We start from the raw sequence: 21,038 nt of genomic DNA on the forward strand, positions 1-21,038 counted from the left end.
CTGGCTAGACGCCCCCTGATTCGGACAGCGCAGCCTTAACCAGCGGGTGCAGGTTATTCTGCGCTTGCAAAGCACTCAAGTCATGTCGCATGGCTGGCGTCCAGTAGCTCTGCAGGTGCTGCTGGACGCTGCGTACCGCCAGGGCGGTGTCGGTTTCACTGGCGAAGAATTGCGCAATTTGATTGGCCATTTTTACCAGGTTTTCACTGCTCATTTGGCCACCCCGGCTTTTGCAGGCAGACGTCGCTGCTTGAGAAGTCGATGCTGTTCATCACTGAACGCCTGATAGCGCTTTTGCCATTCGGATGGGTGATAAACCCGTGACACTTCGACTGCCGTGACCTTGTATTCAGGGCAGTTTGTGGCCCAGTCAGAGTTATCTGTGGTGATTACGTTGGCGCCTGACTCCGGAAAATGGAAGGTGGTGTAGACCACGCCCGGCGCGACTCGCTCGCTGACTTTGGCGCGCAATACGGTTTGCCCGGCACGGCTGCCAATACCCACCCAGTCATTGTCATTGATGCCTCGGCTCTCGGCATCACTTGGGTGGATTTCCAGGCGATCCTCTTCATGCCAGGCGATGTTGTCGGTACGGCGGGTCTGGGCGCCGACATTGTATTGGCTGAGGATCCGGCCGGTGGTCAGCAGGAGCGGGAAGCGGCTGTTGACCTTTTCCTCGGTGGGCACGTATCCGGTGAGCATAAAGCGTCCCTTGCCACGCACGAACTGTTCGATGTGCATGGTTGGCGTGCCTGCCGGGGCTTCGTCGGTACATGGCCATTGCAAGCTACCGTGGCGATCAAGCTCGGCATAGCTCACCCGGGAAAAGGTCGGCGTCAGGCGGGCAATTTCATCCATGATTTGTGCAGGATGCCGGTAGTCCATCGGATAACCCAAGGCATTGGCCAGTGCCATGGTCGCTTGCCAGTCGGCCTTGCCAGCCAGCGGCTCCATGACCTTGCGCACCCGGTTTATCCGGCGCTCGGCGTTGGTAAAGGTGCCGTCCTTTTCAAGAAAGGAACTGCCCGGCAGAAATACATGGGCGAACTTGGCTGTCTCGTTGAGGAAAATGTCCTGCACGATAATGCATTCCATCGCCGACAGCGCCGCTGTCACATGCTGTGTATTTGGATCACTTTGCGCGATGTCTTCACCTTGGCAGTAGAGCGCCTTGAAGCTGCCATCCAAGGCTGACTCGAACATATTCGGAATGCGTAGCCCAGGGTCAGGTTGCAGGCTGACATTCCAAGCCGCTTCGAATTCGTTGCGAACAGCCTCGTTGGAAATATGCCGGTACCCGGGCAGTTCGTGGGGAAAGGAGCCCATGTCACATGAGCCCTGTACATTGTTCTGGCCACGCAACGGATTGACCCCAACGCCTTCACGGCCAATATTGCCGGTGACCATCGCCAGGTTGGCAATGCCCATCACAGCAGTACTGCCTTGACTGTGCTCGGTGATGCCCAGGCCATAGTAGATCGCTGCGTTGCCACCGGTGGCGTAGAGGCGGGCGGCTGCGCGTATTTGTTCGGCAGGCACGCCACAGATTGGGCCCAGGATCTCGGGGGCATGCTCTGGCTGGCTGACAAAATCGCGCCAGCGGGCAAAATCCGCATCCTCGCAGCGCTCCTCAATAAAACGCTGGTTGAGCAGCCCCTCGCTGACGATCACATTGGCCAGGGCATTGAGCATGGCCACGTTGGTGCCGGGTCGCAGCTGGAGGTGGAGTTCAGCGCGGGCGTGGGCCGAGTCGACCAGGTCTATGCGCCTCGGATCAATCACAATCAAGCGCGCGCCCTGGCGCAGACGGCGCTTGAGCTGGGAAGCGAATACCGGGTGGGCGTCCGTGGGGTTGGCACCCATCACCAGAATGACATCGGCCTGCATCACCGAGTCGAAACTCTGGGTACCGGCTGATTCGCCCAGGGTCTGCTTCAAGCCATAGCCTGTGGGCGAGTGACAAACGCGCGCGCAGGTGTCGACATTGTTATTGCCAAAGGCCGCACGAACCAGTTTTTGCACCAGGTAGGTTTCTTCGTTGGTGCAGCGGCTGGAGGTGATGCCTCCGATGGAGTCGCGGCCGTACTTGAGTTGTATGCGGCGTAATTCGCTGGCAGCGTAATTGACCGCCTCATCCCAGCTGACCTCTTGCCAGGGGTCGCCAATATGCTTGCGGATCATGGGCTTGGTGATGCGGTCTGGATGGGTGGCATAACCCCAGGCAAAGCGTCCTTTGACGCAAGAGTGACCGTGGTTGGCATGGCCGTTCTTGTCCGGAACCATGCGCACCAGTTGATCACCCTTCATTTCTGCTCGGAAGGAGCAACCCACGCCGCAATAGGCGCAGGTAGTGATGACGCTGCGCTCAGGCTGGCCCTGCTGCACCACGCTTTTCTCCATCAGCGTGGCGGTTGGGCAGGCTTGCACGCAGGCACCGCAAGAGACGCATTCAGACTCGATAAAGTTATCGCCACCTGCTGCAGCCACTCGTGACTCAAAGCCGCGACCACTGATGGTCAAGGCAAAGGTGCCCTGGGTTTCTTCACAGGCGCGCACGCAACGGTTGCAGACAATGCACTTGCTCGGATCATAATCGAAGTAGGGGTTGGAGGTATCCTTGGCTTCATCCAGGTGATTGGCACCTTCGTAGCCGTATCGCACCTCACGCAGGCCGACCTGGCCAGCCACTGTTTGCAACTCGCAGTTGCCGTTGGCCGAGCAGGTCAGGCAGTCAAGCGGATGATCGGAGATGTACAGCTCCATTACATTGCGCCGCAGCCCGGCCAGTTTACTGGTCTGCGTACGCACCTTCATGCCTTCGCTGACAGGCGTGGTGCATGACGCGGGGTAACCACGCATGCCTTCGATTTCTACCAGGCACATGCGGCAGGAGCCAAAAGCCTCCAGGCTGTCGGTTGCGCAAAGCTTGGGAATTTGATTGCCAAGCAGGGCCGCCGCACGCATCACCGAAGTGCCGGATGGCACCCGTATTTCGCGGCCGTCGATGGTCAGGCTGACTTCTACAGCGCTTTCACGCGCGGGGGTTCCGTAGTCGATATCAGTTTTCGGATCGAACAGGGTAATCATTGGGTGGCCTCCGTGGTGGCCATGCCGAAGTCGGCGGGAAAGTGCTTGAGTGCGCTGCTGACCGGATAGGATGTCATCCCGCCTAATGCGCAAAGCGAGCCATACTGAAGGGTGTCGCACAGGTCCCATAACAGTTGGGCCTGCTCCTCGCGGGCAGCAGGAGCGGTGCTGGCTATCAGCCGCTCAACTACCTCAACACCACGGGTCGAGCCGATACGACAGGGGGTGCATTTGCCGCAGGATTCTTCAGCGCAAAATTGCAATGCGAACCTGGCCATCTGCGCCATATTCAGGCTTTCGTCGGCTACCACAACGCCGCCGTGGCCAAGCATGGCACCGATCCCGGCCAAGGCTTCATAATCAAGCGGCGTGTCGAAATGCGCAGGGGGTATCCAGGCGCCCAATGGCCCGCCAACCTGTGCCGCTTTCAATGGCAAACCGCTGGCCGTGCCACCCCCGTAGCCTTCGATAAGTTCACGCAAGCTCAGGCCAAAGGCGCGCTCGACCAAACCACCGTAACGCACATTGCCAGCCAGTTGAAAAGGCATGGTGCCCAGGGAACGCCCCATGCCAAAGTCGCGGTAATACTGCGCGCCACGGGCCATGATCACCGGCACCGAGGTTAGGGTCAGGACGTTATGGACGAGCGTTGGCAGGCCAAACAAGCCTTCCAGTGCTGGCAGTGGCGGTTTGGGTCTTACTGTACCGCGCTTGCCCTCAAGCGATTCAAGCAGGGCAGTTTCCTCACCACAAATATAGGCACCTGCGCCCACTCGCACTTCAATGTCGAACGGCTGTGCGCTGGCACAGATATCCGTGCCCAGGTAGCCAGCCTGACGCGCTATTTCCAGTGCATTATTCAGGGTGTTTATGGCGTCCGGGTACTCCGAGCGCACATAGATGTAACCCTTGCTCGCCCCAACAGCGAGGCCAGCAATGGTCATGCCTTCAATCAATAGAAACGGATCGCCTTCCATCAACATGCGATCGGCAAAAGTGCCGGAATCACCTTCATCGGCGTTACAGACGATGTATTTCTGCGCTGCTTGTGCATCGCGTACCGTGCGCCACTTGATCCCGGCGGGGAAGGCTGCGCCACCGCGACCACGCAGGCCTGAGTCCAGCACGGCGGCCACTACATCGGCGCCATCCATCTTGATTGCTTGTTCCAGCCCCTTGAAACCGGCGTGGGCCAGATAATCATCCAGTGACAGCGGGCGTGTAATGCCTGCTCGGGCGAATAGCAGCCGTTGCTGGCTTTTCAGGTAGGCAATGTCTTCAACCAGGCCCAGTGCCCGCGGGTGTTCCTTTGAACCAGCGGCCAATGCATCCAGCAGGCTGGGCACGTCCGCACAGGTTACAGGCCCAAAACCGAGGCGCCCGTTGGCGCTTTCTACTTCCAGCATTGGCTCAAGCCAGTAAAGCCCGCGCGAACTGGTGCGCTGTAACTCCAGAGGCAGCCCCCTGAGCTGCGCCTCTCGGGTCAGGGCCGTTGCAACCTCATCGGCGCCAACGGCGCGCGCCAGTGAGTCGCAGGGAATAAATAGCTTTAGCATGCCTGACCCTCCAAAAAGCGGTTGACCAGATCGTCCAGGCGTTCTGGTGTCAGGCGAGCGTGCAGGCGGCCATCGATTTCCATGGCTGGTGAGCAGGCGCAAGCGCCCAGGCAGTACACCGTCTGCAAACTGACCCGCGCATCGGCACTGTCGCCACTTTCATTGAGTGAAAGCCGCTCCTTGAGCTGCGCGGCTAGAAGCCCAGAGCCCATGCTTTGGCAAGACTCGGCCTGGCACAGCCTCAAGATGTGCTGTGCTGGCGGTGTGGTACGGAAGTCGTGATAGAAGCTGATTACGCCCTGGACTTCAGCCTTGCTGAGGTTAAGCGCCTGGGCGATTTCGGGCACGGCGATACTGGGAATGTAGCCAGCGCCTTGCTGGATCGCATGGAGGATCGGCAAGAGGCTGCCTGGAGTGTCTTTTTCCAGAGCCAAAATGCGGTTAATCAGGGGCAGATGCAACGCTTCATCAGGCATACAAAGGTACCTTGGCATCACGAACAACTAATCTGAAGATTAGACGTTCGGAGTCATTGGCTACGGCGAACGGACCATTTCACGGCATACGGTCTGCACGATCGCCCACTATGTCCTTCGGCCAGGCATCTTGAGCGCGCCTGGTCCGAGTTAGGCTTTTAGCTTGCCATTGCCATTGGCAGGAGATAGCGCCTGAGCGACTTTTCACATCCTGAAACCGACTTGGTTGTGACCCTTGCATTGCACAGAGGCCAGCTGCAGCGATTTCCTCATGAATGACTGCATAACAGCTCTATGCAGTGAGTCGGCTAGAAGGGAAACCGCGCCAGAAGGCCTGGCGCGGCAAGCAGGTCAGAGGATGCTAAGCGGGTATTCGATAAAGGCACGAATCTCGTTCAGATCGGGACCTACATCATTGCTGGCGCGATAGATCGAGTTGCGCAGACGCAAGGAGAGATCCTTGGCCGGGCCATCCTGGAGCACGTAGCTGACCTGGTTGAAGATTTCACGCTCGGTGCCATCGCTGCCAGTGCCGCTGTCGATGTTATCGCCGCGCACATAGGCGAACTTATAACTCAGGCCCGGTGCGCCGTACTCGCTGAAGTCCAACTCGTAGCTGGCCTGCCAGGAGTTTTCATCCTTGAGGTTGAAGTCGGAATAGTAAGAGTTGGCCAGATAGATAGTGCTACCGCCATCGCCGTAGTCATAGGCGTAACCGGCATCGCCAGAGCTGCGCTGGTGTGCAAGGATAAATGCGTGGGCGCCGATGCTGTATTTGGCTGCCAGACTCCAGATGGTGTTGCGGTCGTTATCGCCATCACCGCCGAAATCAGTGGCGGCAATCGAGCCGTCATCGTATTTGGTGTGGTACAGGTTGAAATCAAAATTCAATGCCTGCTCAGCCGCAATTGGCAGGTTGTAGTTGAGGTTGATGTAGGATTTCTCGAACTCATCCTCGACATCGGAGTAATACAGAGATGTGACGATATTCTCGGTCACAGCGTAAGTACCGCCGACAACATCAATGCTTTTCAAGTGATTAGGGTCGCGTGAGGAGTCAGCCATTGGACTGTCAGCGGTGAAACGCCCCGCATTAAGCTCCAAGCCTTCAATTTCGTTGCTGGTCACCAATGTACCGGTGAAAGACTGTGGCAGTAAGCGGCTGTCGTCATAGGCCAGAACGGGCAGGGAAGGGAACTGGTTGCCGTACTTGATCACGGTGTTGGAAATTCGCAGTTTCACTGCAGCGCCAGCTTGCGAGATATCGTCGACCGGGCGGCCATCGCTGTAGGTGTCAAACATCGCGCCATAGTTACGGCCGCGTCCGCTGTCCAGCTTGATGCCCAGCAACCCGAAAGCATCGACACCAACGCCGACAGTTCCCTGGGTAAAACCTGACTCGAAGGTGGTGATAAAGCCTTGACCCCAAGTCTTGGCGTCATTGACCCCGTCTTTGTAATCCCGGTTGAAATAGGTGTTGCGCAGCAACAGATTAAGGCTGCTGTCTTCTACAAACCCCTTGGATTCCGATTGCTCGCTGGCGTACGCAGCGCTGGTCCCTATCGCGCTGCATGCACAGGCGATTGCAATGAGTGTTTTATTGAACATAGCTGCTCCTGGCGATTTCTAATAGTTGTTCACATTGTGGCCTATAACATCGCCTTTGGTTTGGATGTCATCGTTAGGCGTAAAAGGCAGGGGGAGTTGTACATCAATCTTATAAGCTACTTGGTCGTTCGTTGCGACGGAAAATAAATAGCATCTATTGAAAAATCTATCTATTCGATGAACATGATATTTACTATCAGCATCTATGATAATTGCTTGTCTCTTCGGCTCTGTATTCTATCGTTGATGAATTCACGAACCTGCATTGCTTTGCATCAGCAATGCAGCGTGCTCCATTCATCAATCCTTTGTGTTTTTAACCGCCTTAACAGGCGGTTTTTTTTTTTTTTTTTGCGGTTTTTTTCTTTTTGGCTCAATGCTTTGCTGATGTAAGCAGTTTTCGCCTAAGGCGGCTTTCATATTTTATTTAATTATGTCTTACGGCCATAAAATGAAATGTTCGATAATCGCCATAAGTTATTAAAATGCTCTTGCAATTTTATTGTAGTTATCATTGGTTTTTGGCATAAGCCTTCATTCATGGCAATGTGGATTATCAGGCAAACGCCGACTCCGATTGACTGAAGTGTCTGCCTGCAATCAATGCATCACGCTGCATGGATTGCAGATTTATCTCAATGGTTTCGCAGATGGATTCCATCTGGATTTGGTGTTTGCTGTTGTGAAATGGGCTTTGCAAGTCGGTGCCGATTTGTTCGATTGCCAGCAGCATAAAACCCACCACAGTGGAGGCTACGGGCGTGAACCAGCCTAAAGACTCCACCAAGCCTATCGGCACTATCACGCAAAACAGCGAAATAAACAGCCGTGGAAAGTAGACATAGGGGTAGGGCAGCGGCGTGTTGGCAATGCGCTCCATCCCGCCTTGGCTATTGGACAGATCAACCAGGGTTGACTCCAAACGCGCCAGACGAATGCTATCCAGGCGTCCGGCCTTGTATTCTTTGGCGAGCAAGGCAGCAGAGCCATTAAGAATATCATTGGCAAAATTGTTGGTGGTGCCACAGCGGGCGAACTCTTCCATGGGAAGAAACGCATTGATCTCTTTGGGGCACGGCTTGCCTCGCAAGTGAGCTGCCAAGCAATTTACATAGGCTACATGGCGTCGCAACAAAGTCGATTTTACCGGGTTGATCTCATCGCCGAGGTCATCCAGCAACACCAGAACCTGACGAGCAAAGCTGCGCGAACTATTGACCATCGCGCCCCACAACGTTCGCGCTTCCCACCAACGATTGTAGGCACTGCTATTGCGGAAGCTGATCAGCACCACCAGTGCAGAACCCAATAAAGTCAGTGGCATCGGCGGCAGCTTGACCTTGGTGTCGAGAAACAACATGAAGTCCACAGTGATCGCGATATCCCAAAGCAACAACCAAAATAGCGACCAACCTACATAGCCAAGGGTTTTGATAATCAGGCGATATTTTTTGGCGATGGCTGCTTTCAAGCTCAAACCTCTGATCTGCGTTGAACATCAATGCAATGCTCTAGCTCGGACGCTTCAGGCGATCAAAAGGTTCGGTGAACAAGTTTATCCGGATGGTTTTGCGGTTGCCTGATTCTTTCACGGCCGCAGCTCGGGGACAGTTGCATGAGCGAAACCCCAGTACTGGCTTGAGCACAGCTCAAAATTGATCCGCAACTGACCATCAAGCTGCAGTCATATTTTTTTACAGTTGATAACCATTGTTGATGCTGAACGCGGACTTGCCAGGTTCGATGCAGTGGGTTTGACAGGGTAAAATGATCGTTTTACCCTCAAGGCATGGATACTATAACCAAGCTTATTTGCAGTGCGGAATCCCTTTTCGATCGGCATGGTTTCACTGCCACCGGAATGGACCGCCTCATCCACGCTGCGGGTATGTCGAGTAGAACGCTCTACAAGCATGCAGGCAGCAAGCATTCACTGATCGTCCAAGTACTCAAGGCGCGGGACCAACGCTTCATGAGCCGGCTGGAGGTGGATAGCATCAATGAGCTGTTCCTGAAGCTAGAAGATTGGTTGAGGCTGGAGAGTTGTCGAGGCTGCCTGTTCTTGCGCGCTCATGGCGAAACCGGAGGCGACATCGCGGAGATTGCCGAGGCTGTAGCGGCCCATAAAGACCGGCTTAGGGAAAAGATCGAGGAAATTGTCAGGTCTGAAACCGACGGGGCGGGCGACAAGGCCTTGGCTGAACAAATCCTTATCTTATTTGAAGGTGCAACTGCTGTAGCGGCCTATCGTGGCGCAGAGGCCGTAGTGTCAGCGCGCCTTGCGGCTGTCGCACTGCTGGAAAAGGCAAGGTCATGAGGTCGGGCTTATCCCTCGCTGCGACAGGGTTCGGGCTGATCGCCGTTTGTTATGGCCTGGCCCGTTTCGCCTTCGGTTTGTTCCTGCCCCGGATCGACGCTGATTTGTTCTTGTCTTCGACATTGAGCGGATTGATAGCAGGAGGTTCTTTTTTGGGCTATTGCGGCGCTATCATCCTGTCTGCACATCTAACCGAGCGCTTAGGTGCTCGTGCCGTTGCCATTGGCGCAGCGCTGGTCGCGGCGATTGGTATGGTTGGAATTGCAACTGCGCCTGCTTCACTTTGGCTCGCGTGTGCCGTGATGCTTGCAGGATCGAGCACAGGCTTGGCGTCACCGCCCATGGCCGCCGCAGTGGCCGCTGCGATCCAACCCGATAGGCAGGAATCCATCAATACAGTCATTAATGCGGGTACCGGGGCCGGTGTTGTGCTTTCGGGGCCAGTAGCGTTGATGCTCGGTGGTCAATGGCGACTAGCATTCGCGGTCTTTGCCGCACTTGCGTTGTGCATGGCGATTGCCGCAGCGGTGAGCATGCCGGCCAAGACCAAAACCATCACGAATAGCGTAACGGGATTGCCTGTGTTCAATAGAGCGCTCAAGCGTCTGATTATCGCATCGCTGCTGATGGGCGCCGCCAGTACCGCCATCTGGTCATTTGGCAGCCAACTGGTCAGGCTACGCCTGGGCTGGAGCGAATCTGGTGCCGGGTGGCTGTGGATCGCAATAGGTGCTGCCGGGATTGTGGGCGCGGGGGCAGGGCGCCTGGTTACAGGCTTTGGAGTTGACCGGGTACATCGGGCCTTCCTGGCGGCCATGGCCTGCGGCATCCTTTTTATAGGAATCGCCAATACCACCCCCGCGCTGACGGTTGCTGGCGGGGTTCTCTTCGGTGCGGCCTACATCATGCTTACTGGTGTCTACCTGGTCTGGGGCGTTTCGGCTTTACCCGAGCGTCCCGCCACGGGGCTGATGATTGGCTTTCTTTGTATTGCCATCGGGCAGACTGCAGGCGCACCGGTTTTCGGTTTGTTGATGGATAACCTCACTGCCAATTACGCGGTTGCTCTGTTCGCATGTCTTGCCTGCACAGCAGGGCTGGTTCGCAGAGGCCAGTGTTTGGCTTAGTCGCGGTGTTAAATCGGTTAGCTGCCCTGTTAATCCTTATGCCTGTGAGGATTATCGCTTAAATTGGCCGTAAAACATAAAAACCTCATGATCGTGCGGAATTATTGAAAACTGGGTGCTGATCAACTAAAGTCCACACAATCGTGTGGATTTTTCCTTGTTTGCGTATATGTAAACAAGGCTGCGAGTAGAGGTCTTCAAATGAAAATCGACATCGAATCTGCTGAGCAAGTTGGGCAACTCATACGTGCCAGCCGTAAGGCTATGCAGATACGCCAAGATGATGTTGCAGGCCTTATCGGCGTCTCGGAAAACTTCCTCGGTAAAGTTGAGCGTGGCGGTGAAACTGTCCAATGGGGCAAGCTGTTTCAAGTGATGCAGGGGCTTGGTCTGTCGATAACGATCGAGGTCCCGGAGCAATTCGCTGACGAGATCCAAAAGGTGCTTACCGACACGCAAAAGAAGGCTGCTCAATCCACAGCTACAGCCAAAATCAATAAGCCTGAGGCGGGTTGATGGAACGTTCACTCAATGCCTGGATCAACCAGACACTTGTCGGCACGCTGCGCGAGAACAACGGTTTATGGGCCTTTTGCTACAGCGAACAGTGGTTGGCCGACCCGTTAGCCCATCCTTTGTGCCCACTGCTTGCTCTCCAGAGCGAAGAGCATTGCGACGGTGCGACGACTCGTCCAGTGCAGTGGTATTTCGATAATCTGTTGCCGGAGGAGGGGCAGCGGCAACTCATCGCCAAAGCCGCACATGTTGCAATTGAGGATGCCTTCGCCTTGCTGCAGCATTTCGGCGCTGAGTCAGCAGGTTCCCTGACGCTCCTGCCTTCAGGGCAAAAGCCCGGGCCTGGAAGCATGGCGGCACTGCCCGACGCTGAACTGTCGAAACGTATAACGGCGATGCCCAGAATACCCCTGGCTGAGCAGGCAGCCAGAAAGATGTCCCTGGCGGGCGCGCAACACAAGGTGGCTGTCATATATAGAGATGACCAGATATTTGAGCCAACCGGGAGCGAGCCATCGACCCATATACTCAAGCCCGATCACCCCGATGACTCTTGGCCACACAGCGTAATCAACGAGTGGTTCGTGATGAAACTGGCTGAGCGGGTTGGGTTACCTGTACCTAGTGTGCATCGCTTGTATGTGCCGCAACCGGTGTACCTTGTTACGCGTTTTGACCGGTTTGAACAAGAGCACGGATGGGCGCGCCTGCACTGTATCGACGCCTGTCAATTAACAGGGCTTTCCAGAGAGTTCAAATACAGCGCTGGAAGTATGGAGCGCATTGCAGATCTGGCTAATCAGTGTAGACCTGCAGCACTGGCCAGGCTGCGGTTGTTTCAATGGCTGATCTTTAACGTGCTGGTGGGCAATGAGGATGCACACCTGAAAAATCTTAGTTTCTTGCTCTCGGCAAAGACTGTGCATTTGTCGCCGTTCTACGATTTGCTGTGCACAGCGGTGTATGGCACACGCGCTTTTGAGAAGGATCAGTGGCCTGCACGTTCTGAGTTGGCCTGGCCAATTAACGGAGCGCAGCGTCTGTTGGATATTTCAGTGCCGCTCTTAGTCAGTGCCGGCGAATCCATGGGGATCAAACCAACAACTGCGCGTGACAACATTCAAAAGCTGGTAGAGCGCCTGGGCATAGAAGCACCGAAGCTGTTGGATGAAGTCATCCATGAGAATAAACAACTGCTTAGGAACAGACCTGAACTTGGGCCTAACTTAGCAGGCGAGATTCGGCTGCTGCGAAGTATCAATGCAATCGTCATCAACGAGATGACAGCGCAGCTTGCGCGTTAGGCTTCAACTTAAAAGCTGAAGAGTGAACGACGGAGCTTGTGCATCTTGATTAGCATTACTGGGATGTATTTGATCAGAAAGAGACACGAGGCTTAGCCACAAGACTACCATTCAAACAGAATACTCGATTTAACATAATATACATTATGCGAAGTAATGGATATTCGATCAAGCTCTCTTTGGCGTGAAATTCTGTTTCATGGGATTGCTTGAATCCCCTTATTCGGGAATCGGCAGCGCTTGCGAGCTACCGATCAAACATTAAACCATCTTCTGTTCTGCATTTAAGAACATTCTGGTCAACCAAGCATTCCCGTATCTCCGCACACTGAAATGGCTTGCCCTGACAGGGTTTTGCTGCGCGGGCTGGCCAGGAAGACAACCTGGTCGGCGATCTGTTGCGGAGTGACATAGTCATGGATCGACGTAAATGAAAACGCCTCACACTCTGTCTCTTCGAAACTGGCGCCTTTTGCCTCCGCGCGAGCTTCCAGCACCCTGCGCTGGCGATCACCTGAAACGATGCCAGGCAGAACCGCATTGACCCGGATCTTGTCTGGTCCCAGTTCAATCGCCATGGACTTGGTCAAGCCGATCACGCCCCATTTGGCCGCGGCATAAGGGCTGCGCAGCTTGAAGCCCAGGCGCCCGGCCAGCGAAGAAATATTAACGATCGATGGATTCCGGCTCTGTCGCAGGTGCGGCACGGCACGACCGATAGTGACGAACTGGCTGGTCAGACAGATCGCCAGGCATTGCTCAACCTGGCCAACTTCAAGCGCTTCGATTCGTCCTGTAGGCCCAGCAATGCCAGCGTTGTTGACCAGGCAATCAAGCCCGCCAAGGTTCTTAACGGCAGCCTCGATGAATTGCGTCAAGGCACGGCTATCCGCGACATCCACCTTCTGTCTGAAGACATCGTCAGGCAGCGTTGCAAGGGCTGAGCCATCAATATCACAGGTGGCGACCTGTGCGCCCTCCTCGCGAAACGCATCGACAATCGCTCGCCCTATACCGCCAGCTCCCGCCGTGACAATGATGCGGGCATCTCTAAGAGAAAGCTCCATTTAAAGCGCTCCTTTATTATTAGATTGAGGCTGTTCTATCCGCCGAGTATCGACAGCGAAAGCCAGGGAACGAAGCTGATAATCATCAGAACCGCGAGCATAAGCGCGACAAATGGCAGGATTGCCCGTGTCAGATTCGCGATTGAAGTACGTGATATCTGTGAGGCAATAAACAGGTTGAGCCCAACCGGTGGCGTGAACATGCCCATGGCCAGGTTCACCACCATGATGATGCCGAAGTGCACTGGATTAATTCCGAAATTAAGGGCAATCGGCAGAAGAATAGGCGTGAAGATCAGGATCGCAGCAGCTGCTTCGAGGAACATTCCAACAAACAACAGCAGCACATTGACCAGGATAATGAACTGCCATGGACTTTCGATGACGCCGACGACTAGCTCTGAAATGGCCGCTGGAATCTGCAAGGAAAGGATAATTCGTCCATAGAGACCTGCCGTGGCAATGATGCTCAGCACAACTGCCGAAGTAATGGCGGACCTGCGTAAGATATTCGGGATATCGCGCAGCGGTAGCTCACGGTAGATAACGGCCCCGACTATGAATGAATAGACCACGGCGATAACGGCTGCTTCCGTTGGCGTGACTATGCCGCCATAGATGCCACCCAGGATCAGCGCAGGCATCAGCAAGGCCAGAATAGCCTTGCGCCCTGCCCTGAATATTTCACCGACACTTGAAGGCTCGCCACGGGTTGCCGGATGTTGCAGTGCTCGGCAATAAGCAAAGATCATCAGCGACCCAACCACGACAAACCCAGGCAAGAACCCTGCGGTGAACATGGCGCCAACGGATTGGTTTGCGGCAATGGCATAGAGAATCAGCGGAATACTCGGCGGAATAATCACGCCCAAGGCACCTGAAGCGGCCTGATTGGCTGCGGCATATGAAGCGCTGTAGCCTTGGCTGATCATCGCCGGAATCAAGATTGCCCCGACGGCTGCAGTGGTTGCTGCACCAGAGCCTGAAATGGCTGCGAAAAACGCCGATGTGACAATTGCAACCATGGCCAGGCCACCATTCATGCTGCCAACCAGCGTGCGCGAGAACTCAACCAGCCGGTGCGAGATGCCACCACGCTGCATCAAGTCGCCGGCGAGAATAAAAAATGGGATAGCCAGCAACGGAAATGAATTGACTGAACGGATCATCTCTTGCGGGACGATCAGCATCGGCATGATATCGCCCATCCAGATTGCGATAATCGCCGCCAGCCCAAGCGCGAAAGTCACGGGCACACCGATGGCCAGCAATAATAGTAGTGATCCAAATAGAAGCGCGGCCATGACCTAATCCTTTTTCGCGGTAAAGGTGTCAGCGATGATCGCGAAGGCGTTGATAAATATCATCGCCGCACCCGCTGGAACCGCGGCGTAGAGCCAGCCCATCGACACTCTGAGGCTAGGCGAGGTCTGCCCCACTACCCGTTCCGTGATATGAAGTCCCTCTGTCAGCAATACCCACGCAAAGACGCAGGACACCAGCGCAACCACCAGACGCAGTTCCCGGGCAAAACGACCATTCGCAAACCCCGACAGCAACTCGACAGCAATCAGCGAACCATGTCGATAGGCATATGCCGCACCCAGCATCGTCATCCAGACCATCGAGAAACGTGCCACTTCCTCGGAGAATGTGAGCGAGTGCCCCATCACGTATCGAGCGAAGACCTGCCAACTGATCAGTACAGTCATTACCAGCAGCAGCGCCGCCAGAAACCAACCGCACAACCAATTGATGCGATCCACTCCCCGCACTAGCTTGCGCATGACGACTTGCATGAGAATCTCCTGAAATATTCAAAGTGGCGGGCCAGGTAGACCCGCTTAAAAGAGCGTGCAATCAAGGCTTGAAGTTGATTGCGGCATCCACCAATTCGGGGCCGACTTTCTCTTTCCACTTGCTGATCACAGGTTGTACGCGCTCGCGAAACGCGTCGAGATCTGGGCGTGTGACAACCATCCCCAGCTCTCCAAGCTTGACGATAAGTTCCTTCTCCATGCGTTGGGATGCTTCGCGTTGCACCGTCAAAGCCGTTTTTGCAGCCTGGAGAACGATCGCCTGGTCCGACTCGGACAGGGAGTTGAACAGCTTCGCCCCCATCATGAAGGGTGCTGGCGAGTACACATGCTGAGTCAGGTTCAGGTATTTCTGCACCTCGTAGAACTTGACGTCATAGATGGTCGCGATCGGATTTTCCTGGCTATCGATCACGCCTTGCTGCAGCGCGGTAAAGACTTCGGTCCAGGCCATTGGGGAAGCATCAGCGCCCAGCGCTGTCCAGGTATCAACCTGTACCCGGCTTTCCTGGGTACGGTGGCGGATGCCTTTGAGGTCATCAGGGGTGTGCAGGGGCCGCACATTGTTGGTGTTATGCCGGTATCCGTTTTCCATCCAGCAAAGAATCTTCACACCCACTTGATCCTCCAGCTTTTTCGCCAGTTGATCACCGTATTTGCTGTCAAGAAAGCCGTAGGCCTGTTCAGGGGTACGGAAGATATAGGGCAGATCGAACAGCATGAATTCATCGACAAAACCGCCCATGGGGCCAGTCGAGCTGATGCCCATATCGATCAGGCCAAAGCCAATGCCCTCCACGACCTCACGCTCGCCACCAAGTGCGTTGTCATAGTGCGGGCGGATTGTCAGGCGTCCGTTAGACAGCCTTGAAAGCTCTTCACCGAATTTCAGTACACCCACGGCGTGATGCGATTCCTTGCCCAGCGGCAGGCTCACATCAAACACCCGGGTTTCTTCAGCTGTGGCAGTGCTGGCCATGAAGCAGGTGGCAGCCGTGGCTGCGATGGCAAAAATAAAGTTTTTCATTTTCTTATTCTTCCTCTGAAAACCCATTTCTCGACTGCTGATTGGCAATCAATGGTTAAGCGATCGTCACAAACCGTGATCACAGTTACTATATGTACGCGACTTTGAAGCGTCAACACGTTTGGCAGAGCTCATACTGATTGACTAATATTCGATTCGTGCTGCATTCTAAAAAAATTCGACAAAAGCGAGATCACACTTTGGATCAGTCAACTCCACCTCTGGCGAAAGATGGCCCGCATGACAGTTGGGCACGACTGGGACCGCTGGCCCTTCAGGAAGGCGCAACAGCGCAATCACTGGTCTACGCAACGCTTCGTCACGCACTGATCAGCGGATACTTCCATCCTGGCGAGGAGATCAGCCTGCGCAAGGCAGCGGCAGTCCTGGAGACCAGCGTCACACCGGTGCGCGAGGCATTGCGACGGCTTGAGGGAGATGGCGGCCTGGAGACCTTTGGCGGTAATCGAGTTCTGCGGGTCCCTATCCTGACAGACGCAGAATTGACTGAGATTCGCGATATTCGCGTCAACCTCGAAGGTTTTGCTGCAGCTCAGGCGATCAATCGGATCGGGTCAGCCCAGATGCGTGTTATCAATAACGCCTTCAACCTGATGACACGCGCCACTGAAACCCGCGATGTCGATATGTACCTTGAAAACAACTGGCGTTTTCATTCGCTGATCTATCGCGCTGCCGATCGGCCAATACTGATGAACCAAATCGAAAGCTTGTGGCTGCGGGTTGGGCCGCTCATTCGCATTGCCCTGACTGAACCACTGCATTTTGAGCACTCGATGGCCAGCCACAGTGCCGCACTGCAAGCCCTGCGAGTTGGTGATGCAGACGCCCTGCAGCTGGCCATTGCCAGTGACATTTCTGGTGCGGCAAGTGATCTGTGCCAAGCGCTGCGCAAATGGGAGGCCAAGTGAGCCAAGAGCAGACAACTCGGCGCATCGCCATTATCGGAGGCGGGCTTATTGGTCGCGCTTGGGCTTTGGTTTTTGCCCGCGCAGGGTGCGACGTCAGGCTGTGGGACCCGGATCAGGATGTTCGTGTACGGGTAATGGACGAGCTCTCGGAAACATGTCGCCGCAGTGGCGACGATCCTGCTGCCCTCGCCCATGTAACTGTCTTGAGCAGCATGGCCGAGGCCGTAGACAAGGTGGAATGGGTGCAGGAAAACGGCCCTGAAAACCTTGAGATAAAGCGTGAAATTTACGCCGAGCTTGATCGTCTCACTGCACCGCAGGCTATTCTCGCCTCCTCAAGTTCAGCCTTGGTTGCTTCAAGCTTCGCCAAAGGCTTAGCTGGCCGTGCGCGCATCCTCGTGGCGCACCCGGTAAATCCTCCCCATGTCATTCCAGTCGTCGAGTTATGCCCTGGCCCCGACACGGCACCAGAAGTAATAGACCGTGCTGAAGCACTGATGCATGCCGTGGCCCAGGTGCCAGTCCGGCTAAGCCGAGAGATCGACGGTTTCGTCCTTAACCGGCTGCAAGCCGTCGTCCTTGCCGAAGCATTGAGCCTGATCGAGCAAGGCGTGGTTACCCCACAGGGGCTGGATGACACTATTCGTCATGGCCTGGGCCGGCGCTGGGTATTTCTGGGCCCGATGGCAACCATCAACCTGAACGCACCTGGCGGAGTGAAAGATTATCTCAAGCGCTACGGCCCAACCATGGCGCGCCTAAGCGACAACGCAGCCCGTGGAGAAGCCTTTAGCGAACGAGCTGCACAAATAGTTGCAGCCCAGATGCCTGCGCCATCCGAGGTCCCGGAGCTAAGTCTGCGGCGAGATGCGCTGCTGGCTCAACTGAGCCGATTTCTTCATTCCAACAACTAACATCAGGAGAACAAGTCATCATGTCCAGCAAACGCAAAGTTATCATTACCTGTGCCGTCACCGGTGCAATCCATACGCCATCGATGTCTGAGTACTTGCCCGTTACTGCCAATGAAATTGCAGAAGCGGCAATTGGCGCTGCTGAGGCGGGGGCTGCCATTGTTCATCTGCATGCGCGCAATCCAGAAGATGGTCGGCCCGACCAGACTGCCGAGGCCTTCCAGCCATTCCTGGAAGTGATCAAGCAGCGTTCGGATTGCGTGGTCAACATCACCACCGGTGGTGCCCCGACCATGAGTATCCAGGAACGGGTTCGCCCCGCCGCCAAATGGCAGCCCGAGGTTGCCTCTCTGAATATGGGTTCGATGAACTTTGGCCTGTTTCCAATGCTTAAACGCTTCGAAGGACAACTGAAGCACGAATGGGAACGCAACTACATTGGCGACAAAGGCATTCTGTTCCACAACACCTTCGAGGATATTGAATACCTGCTCACAACCCTGGGCGCCAACGGCACGCGATTCGAGTTTGAGTGCTATGACACTGCCCACCTCTATAACCTCAAGCACTTCGTCGATGCTGGCCTGGTTAGCGGTCCGCTTTTTATCCAGACAGCCTTTGGCTTGATGGGAGGCATAGGCGCGCATCCAGATGATGTGATGCATATGAAGCGTACGGCCGACCGCCTGTTTGGCGACACCTATGAGTGGTCGGTTCTAGGGGCGGGTCGCAATCAATTGCCAATCGCAGCAATGTCGGTTGCCATGGGCGGCCACGTACGTGTCGGACTTGAGGATTCGCTATGGGCTGGGCCTGGTCGTCTGGCAACTAGCAGTGCGGAACAGGTACTGGCTGCAAGGCAGGTTATCGAAGGCTTGGGGCTGACAGTAGCCTCCCCCGATGAAGCACGCGAAATGCTGCAACTCAAGGGGCCTGGCAAGGTAGCCTTTTAAGCCCTCTCGGAAACAGCCCCAGCACAATCATCCGCCAGGCCCTGTCAGCACCTGGCGGATGATTAGGGCATTAATGATAGGTAATGGTAAAAATCAGGGCTGTATTGGCAGTGCCAGTGGTCACCTTAGAGGCTGTTTGGTAATACCGGGCCGCGAACGGAATCGAATAATCGGCCACGCGACCACTGTCGTACTCGGCCAGTTTCGTTTTGTTCGCCAGGGCGAAAGGACTGCTGTTGCCATCAAGCAGTTGTATGCCAATTCCTGTTGCCGATGATGAGCTGTCAAGCGCTACGACCGACTGGCCGCTTTCTGGAAGAATCGCTGTGAGTGGATCGAGCTGATAGAAAATGCCGTCGGCACCTGGCGGGCAACTTGTCAGCTCGATATTGAAGGCTTTTGCCGGCGTCGTAGAGCCTGGGCCGGAAAAACTGCTAACCAGTTGCGCACCGAGTTCCACCGCCACATCCGAGGTTTTGCATGTCTGTACACTGATTGTCACACTGGCAACCCGTACAGTCATGATGACCAGGCCGTCCAGGGAGAACGTTGCAACGGCGCTGCTATTGATCCTGGTGGTTTGCAGTGGGCCAAGGGCAATGAGCTCGGCGCCAATCCGGCCGTCAATCCAGCTCCAGTTGCCTGTTTTCGACTCTGCGGCCCCTCCTCCCCAATAACGCCGACCATAGGCAGCGGAGTCATCGAAGAATCGTATCCCAACTGAAGGATTGTCTGTCGCGTAAGTGTAAGGCTCGCTGGAGAGCAGCGTACCCGCAACTGTCCGGCTGGCGGTGCCTGGGCTGGTGCAATTGGCATAGTTGGCCGAAAGCGATTTAGGCCGTTCTGAATAGGCGCCAATTGGAGTGCCGATAGCCGTATTCGTTGAAGCAATAACCCCAGAGTTAGGCACCAGGTACTTGTTTTCGACCGAAAAGCCGTTGATAAACTTGCACTGGGCTTGGGCTGTGCCCAGAACAAAGGGCAGGAACAAAGCGACAATTAGGACGGCCAGGTACTTTAGGTGAATGTGCTTGAGTGCATACGGGGCATGGCAATCCCCTTGACCGGCCATATGTCGCGATGTCATTGCATCACCCTTTTGGCCTGATTGTCCTATGTTTTTTTCCAGCCTTGCGCAAGGTTTCAGCCTGCCGCCCGAACAACAACCTAAGCGTCAAGCGCTTATCATCCCCAGTAGCCTGTCCAGGCATTTGCACACTCTATTGCATCAAGTTACTGAATCAGTCTATCCCAGTGTAGTCGCAGCCATCCATCCTTGGTTGACTCTGGCCTGCATGGCTAACTGTTACTCAGTTGTAACTGATGGTCACAACAGCTTGGGATTGCACGCTGCCAGACCTCACTGGTGCGCCTGTCTGTATGTACTCGGCGGTAAACGGCAAGCTGATGACGCTCGTATCCGCTTGCGGGTTGAGCAAAGGAAACACGCTACCTCCTTGATCGAAAACCTCGTTTGGCGCCAGGTACACAGGGCTGTCCTGATGCAACAGGCGCACCCCGACATTACTGGCAGTCGATCCGGAGACTAACTTCAGTGTATCGCTGGTGTTGCTAAGATCAGCCATGTCGCTGACATTGAAACGCGCGTCGACATAGGAACCACATTCAAAATCCAAGGTAAAAGGTGTAGAGCCTGCGGTGCTGCCAACACCGCCCTTGAAGTCTGAACGCGCAACTTCTGGCAATTGCACCTGGACGTCGGGAGTCGCCAAGCTGCAGGTTTGAGTAATCACCTCGGCGTTAACCGTGAGATTCAATATGCTGCCGGATGCGTTGCGATTTGCCCATTCGGAGCCATTGCAACTCAGATACATCTGGATATTCAGACTTCCTGATGACAGGGCATTGGAAGTCTTGACCATACGGAAATGCAAAGGAATCGTCTGGTCCCCCGTTTGTATGGGAACCCCGGTGTCATGTCGGTTGGTTGAGTCCAAAGGCAACGGCTGCCCACTGCCGTCGAGGAACTGGTAACCAATACCACTTGGCATCCCTGCATAGGTATAGACACCAGGGATGGTGGTTTCCATTGGTGTTGCGCCTCCAACCGGGTTTACAGTCCACCCAGAGTTTCCTGCACAATAGGCTTGGTTCGCGGACCAGGCACTGGTGCAATTGATAGTCACCACAGTCATGGCATCCGAACCGGGAACAACAGACCCTATCGGTAGATTCTCTGCGGCTGCGCTATCAAGAACACCATTCCAGGGCAACTGAGCCGAGCTACAATTGTTTGTGGTACCTGCCATAGCCGGTTTAACTGGTATCAGGATAAGAGACACCACCAAGCATATGGTCAGAAATAATAGGTTACGG

The 21,038-nt window shown here is 55.0% G+C and carries 19 protein-coding genes; 7 read left to right on the forward strand and 12 right to left on the reverse strand.

Annotated features, from left to right (window positions below):
- Nucleotides 1–4: 4 nt before the first annotated feature.
- The 6 genes from PSES9_RS0103515 to PSES9_RS22935 form a co-directional block, all read right to left on the reverse strand.
- Nucleotides 5–214 (reverse strand): formate dehydrogenase subunit delta, encoded by a 210-nt coding sequence (locus tag PSES9_RS0103515; protein ID WP_010678629.1) that lies wholly within the window; start codon nt 212–214, stop codon nt 5–7.
- A complete protein-coding gene (gene fdhF / locus PSES9_RS0103520; protein ID WP_010678630.1) occupies nt 211–3,087 on the reverse strand; it encodes a formate dehydrogenase subunit alpha in 2,877 nt (958 codons plus the stop codon). Before fdhF ends, PSES9_RS0103515 begins: the two co-directional genes overlap by 4 nt.
- A complete protein-coding gene (locus PSES9_RS0103525; RefSeq protein WP_010678631.1) occupies nt 3,084–4,643 on the reverse strand; it encodes a formate dehydrogenase beta subunit in 1,560 nt (519 codons plus the stop codon). The genes fdhF and PSES9_RS0103525 overlap by 4 nt, the downstream gene beginning before the upstream one ends.
- On the reverse strand, nt 4,637–5,119 hold the full coding sequence (locus tag PSES9_RS0103530; RefSeq protein WP_010678632.1) for a formate dehydrogenase subunit gamma: 483 nt from the start codon (nt 5,117–5,119) through the stop codon (nt 4,637–4,639). The genes PSES9_RS0103525 and PSES9_RS0103530 overlap by 7 nt, the downstream gene beginning before the upstream one ends.
- Nucleotides 5,120–5,470: 351 nt before the next feature.
- The gene (locus PSES9_RS0103535; RefSeq protein WP_010678633.1) at nt 5,471–6,727 is read right to left on the reverse strand and encodes an OprD family porin; all 1,257 of its coding nucleotides are present in this window, start codon (nt 6,725–6,727) and stop codon (nt 5,471–5,473) included.
- A gap of 556 nt (nt 6,728–7,283) precedes the next feature.
- Nucleotides 7,284–8,198, reverse strand: coding sequence for a bestrophin family protein (locus PSES9_RS22935; RefSeq protein WP_051120917.1), 915 nt, complete (start codon nt 8,196–8,198; stop codon nt 7,284–7,286).
- 318 nt (nt 8,199–8,516) lie between these two features.
- On the opposite strand from PSES9_RS22935, the gene PSES9_RS0103545 reads away from it, so the two are divergent.
- From PSES9_RS0103545 to PSES9_RS0103560, 4 genes are all read left to right on the forward strand, one after another.
- Nucleotides 8,517–9,044, forward strand: coding sequence for a TetR/AcrR family transcriptional regulator (locus tag PSES9_RS0103545; protein ID WP_010678635.1), 528 nt, complete (start codon nt 8,517–8,519; stop codon nt 9,042–9,044).
- Entirely contained in the window at nt 9,041–10,171 is a 1,131-nt protein-coding gene (locus PSES9_RS0103550) for an MFS transporter (RefSeq protein ID WP_010678636.1), read from the forward strand. Before PSES9_RS0103545 ends, PSES9_RS0103550 begins: the two co-directional genes overlap by 4 nt.
- Before the next feature lie 201 nt (nt 10,172–10,372).
- Nucleotides 10,373–10,687, forward strand: coding sequence for a helix-turn-helix domain-containing protein (locus tag PSES9_RS0103555; RefSeq protein WP_010678637.1), 315 nt, complete (start codon nt 10,373–10,375; stop codon nt 10,685–10,687).
- Nucleotides 10,687–11,991, forward strand: a complete 1,305-nt coding sequence (locus PSES9_RS0103560; protein WP_010678638.1) for a HipA domain-containing protein — start codon at nt 10,687–10,689, stop codon at nt 11,989–11,991. The genes PSES9_RS0103555 and PSES9_RS0103560 overlap by 1 nt, the downstream gene beginning before the upstream one ends.
- A 299-nt stretch (nt 11,992–12,290) precedes the next feature.
- Here PSES9_RS0103560 and PSES9_RS0103565 read toward each other — a convergent pair whose 3' ends face one another.
- The 4 genes from PSES9_RS0103565 to PSES9_RS0103580 all read right to left on the reverse strand — a co-directional run bounded on the left by PSES9_RS0103565 (nt 12,291) and on the right by PSES9_RS0103580 (nt 15,902).
- A complete protein-coding gene (locus PSES9_RS0103565) occupies nt 12,291–13,058 on the reverse strand; it encodes an SDR family oxidoreductase (protein ID WP_010678639.1) in 768 nt (255 codons plus the stop codon).
- A gap of 35 nt (nt 13,059–13,093) precedes the next feature.
- The gene (locus PSES9_RS0103570) at nt 13,094–14,362 is read right to left on the reverse strand and encodes a TRAP transporter large permease (protein ID WP_010678640.1); all 1,269 of its coding nucleotides are present in this window, start codon (nt 14,360–14,362) and stop codon (nt 13,094–13,096) included.
- A gap of 3 nt (nt 14,363–14,365) precedes the next feature.
- Nucleotides 14,366–14,857 (reverse strand): TRAP transporter small permease, encoded by a 492-nt coding sequence (locus PSES9_RS0103575; protein ID WP_010678641.1) that lies wholly within the window; start codon nt 14,855–14,857, stop codon nt 14,366–14,368.
- 61 nt (nt 14,858–14,918) lie between these two features.
- Complete coding sequence (locus tag PSES9_RS0103580; protein ID WP_010678642.1) at nt 14,919–15,902, reverse strand: TRAP transporter substrate-binding protein; 984 nt, start codon at nt 15,900–15,902, stop codon at nt 14,919–14,921.
- A 200-nt stretch (nt 15,903–16,102) separates the two neighbouring features.
- Here PSES9_RS0103580 and PSES9_RS0103585 point away from each other — a divergent pair, with 200 nt between their 5' ends.
- Genes PSES9_RS0103585 through PSES9_RS0103595 form a run of 3 tightly spaced genes read left to right on the forward strand, consistent with a single transcriptional unit; the run spans nt 16,103 to nt 18,701 of the window.
- Nucleotides 16,103–16,834, forward strand: a complete 732-nt coding sequence (locus PSES9_RS0103585) for a GntR family transcriptional regulator (RefSeq protein WP_010678643.1) — start codon at nt 16,103–16,105, stop codon at nt 16,832–16,834.
- The gene (locus PSES9_RS0103590) at nt 16,831–17,748 is read left to right on the forward strand and encodes a 3-hydroxyacyl-CoA dehydrogenase NAD-binding domain-containing protein (protein ID WP_202946239.1); all 918 of its coding nucleotides are present in this window, start codon (nt 16,831–16,833) and stop codon (nt 17,746–17,748) included. The genes PSES9_RS0103585 and PSES9_RS0103590 overlap by 4 nt, the downstream gene beginning before the upstream one ends.
- A 20-nt stretch (nt 17,749–17,768) precedes the next feature.
- On the forward strand, nt 17,769–18,701 hold the full coding sequence (locus tag PSES9_RS0103595; RefSeq protein ID WP_010678645.1) for a 3-keto-5-aminohexanoate cleavage protein: 933 nt from the start codon (nt 17,769–17,771) through the stop codon (nt 18,699–18,701).
- A gap of 70 nt (nt 18,702–18,771) precedes the next feature.
- Here the strand turns inward: PSES9_RS0103595 and PSES9_RS24230 are convergent, their stop codons facing one another.
- Complete coding sequence (locus PSES9_RS24230) at nt 18,772–19,788, reverse strand: fimbrial protein (RefSeq protein ID WP_083840235.1); 1,017 nt, start codon at nt 19,786–19,788, stop codon at nt 18,772–18,774.
- Between the two features lie 223 nt (nt 19,789–20,011).
- Nucleotides 20,012–20,752: a fimbrial protein gene (locus PSES9_RS24235; protein WP_010678647.1), complete on the reverse strand. Its 741-nt coding sequence runs from the start codon at nt 20,750–20,752 to the stop codon at nt 20,012–20,014.
- Between the last annotated feature and the right edge of the window lie 286 nt (nt 20,753–21,038).

This window comes from Pseudomonas sp. S9 (assembly GCF_000222125.1).
In the GTDB taxonomy this organism is placed as follows: Bacteria; Pseudomonadota; Gammaproteobacteria; order Pseudomonadales; family Pseudomonadaceae; genus Aquipseudomonas; species Aquipseudomonas segetis.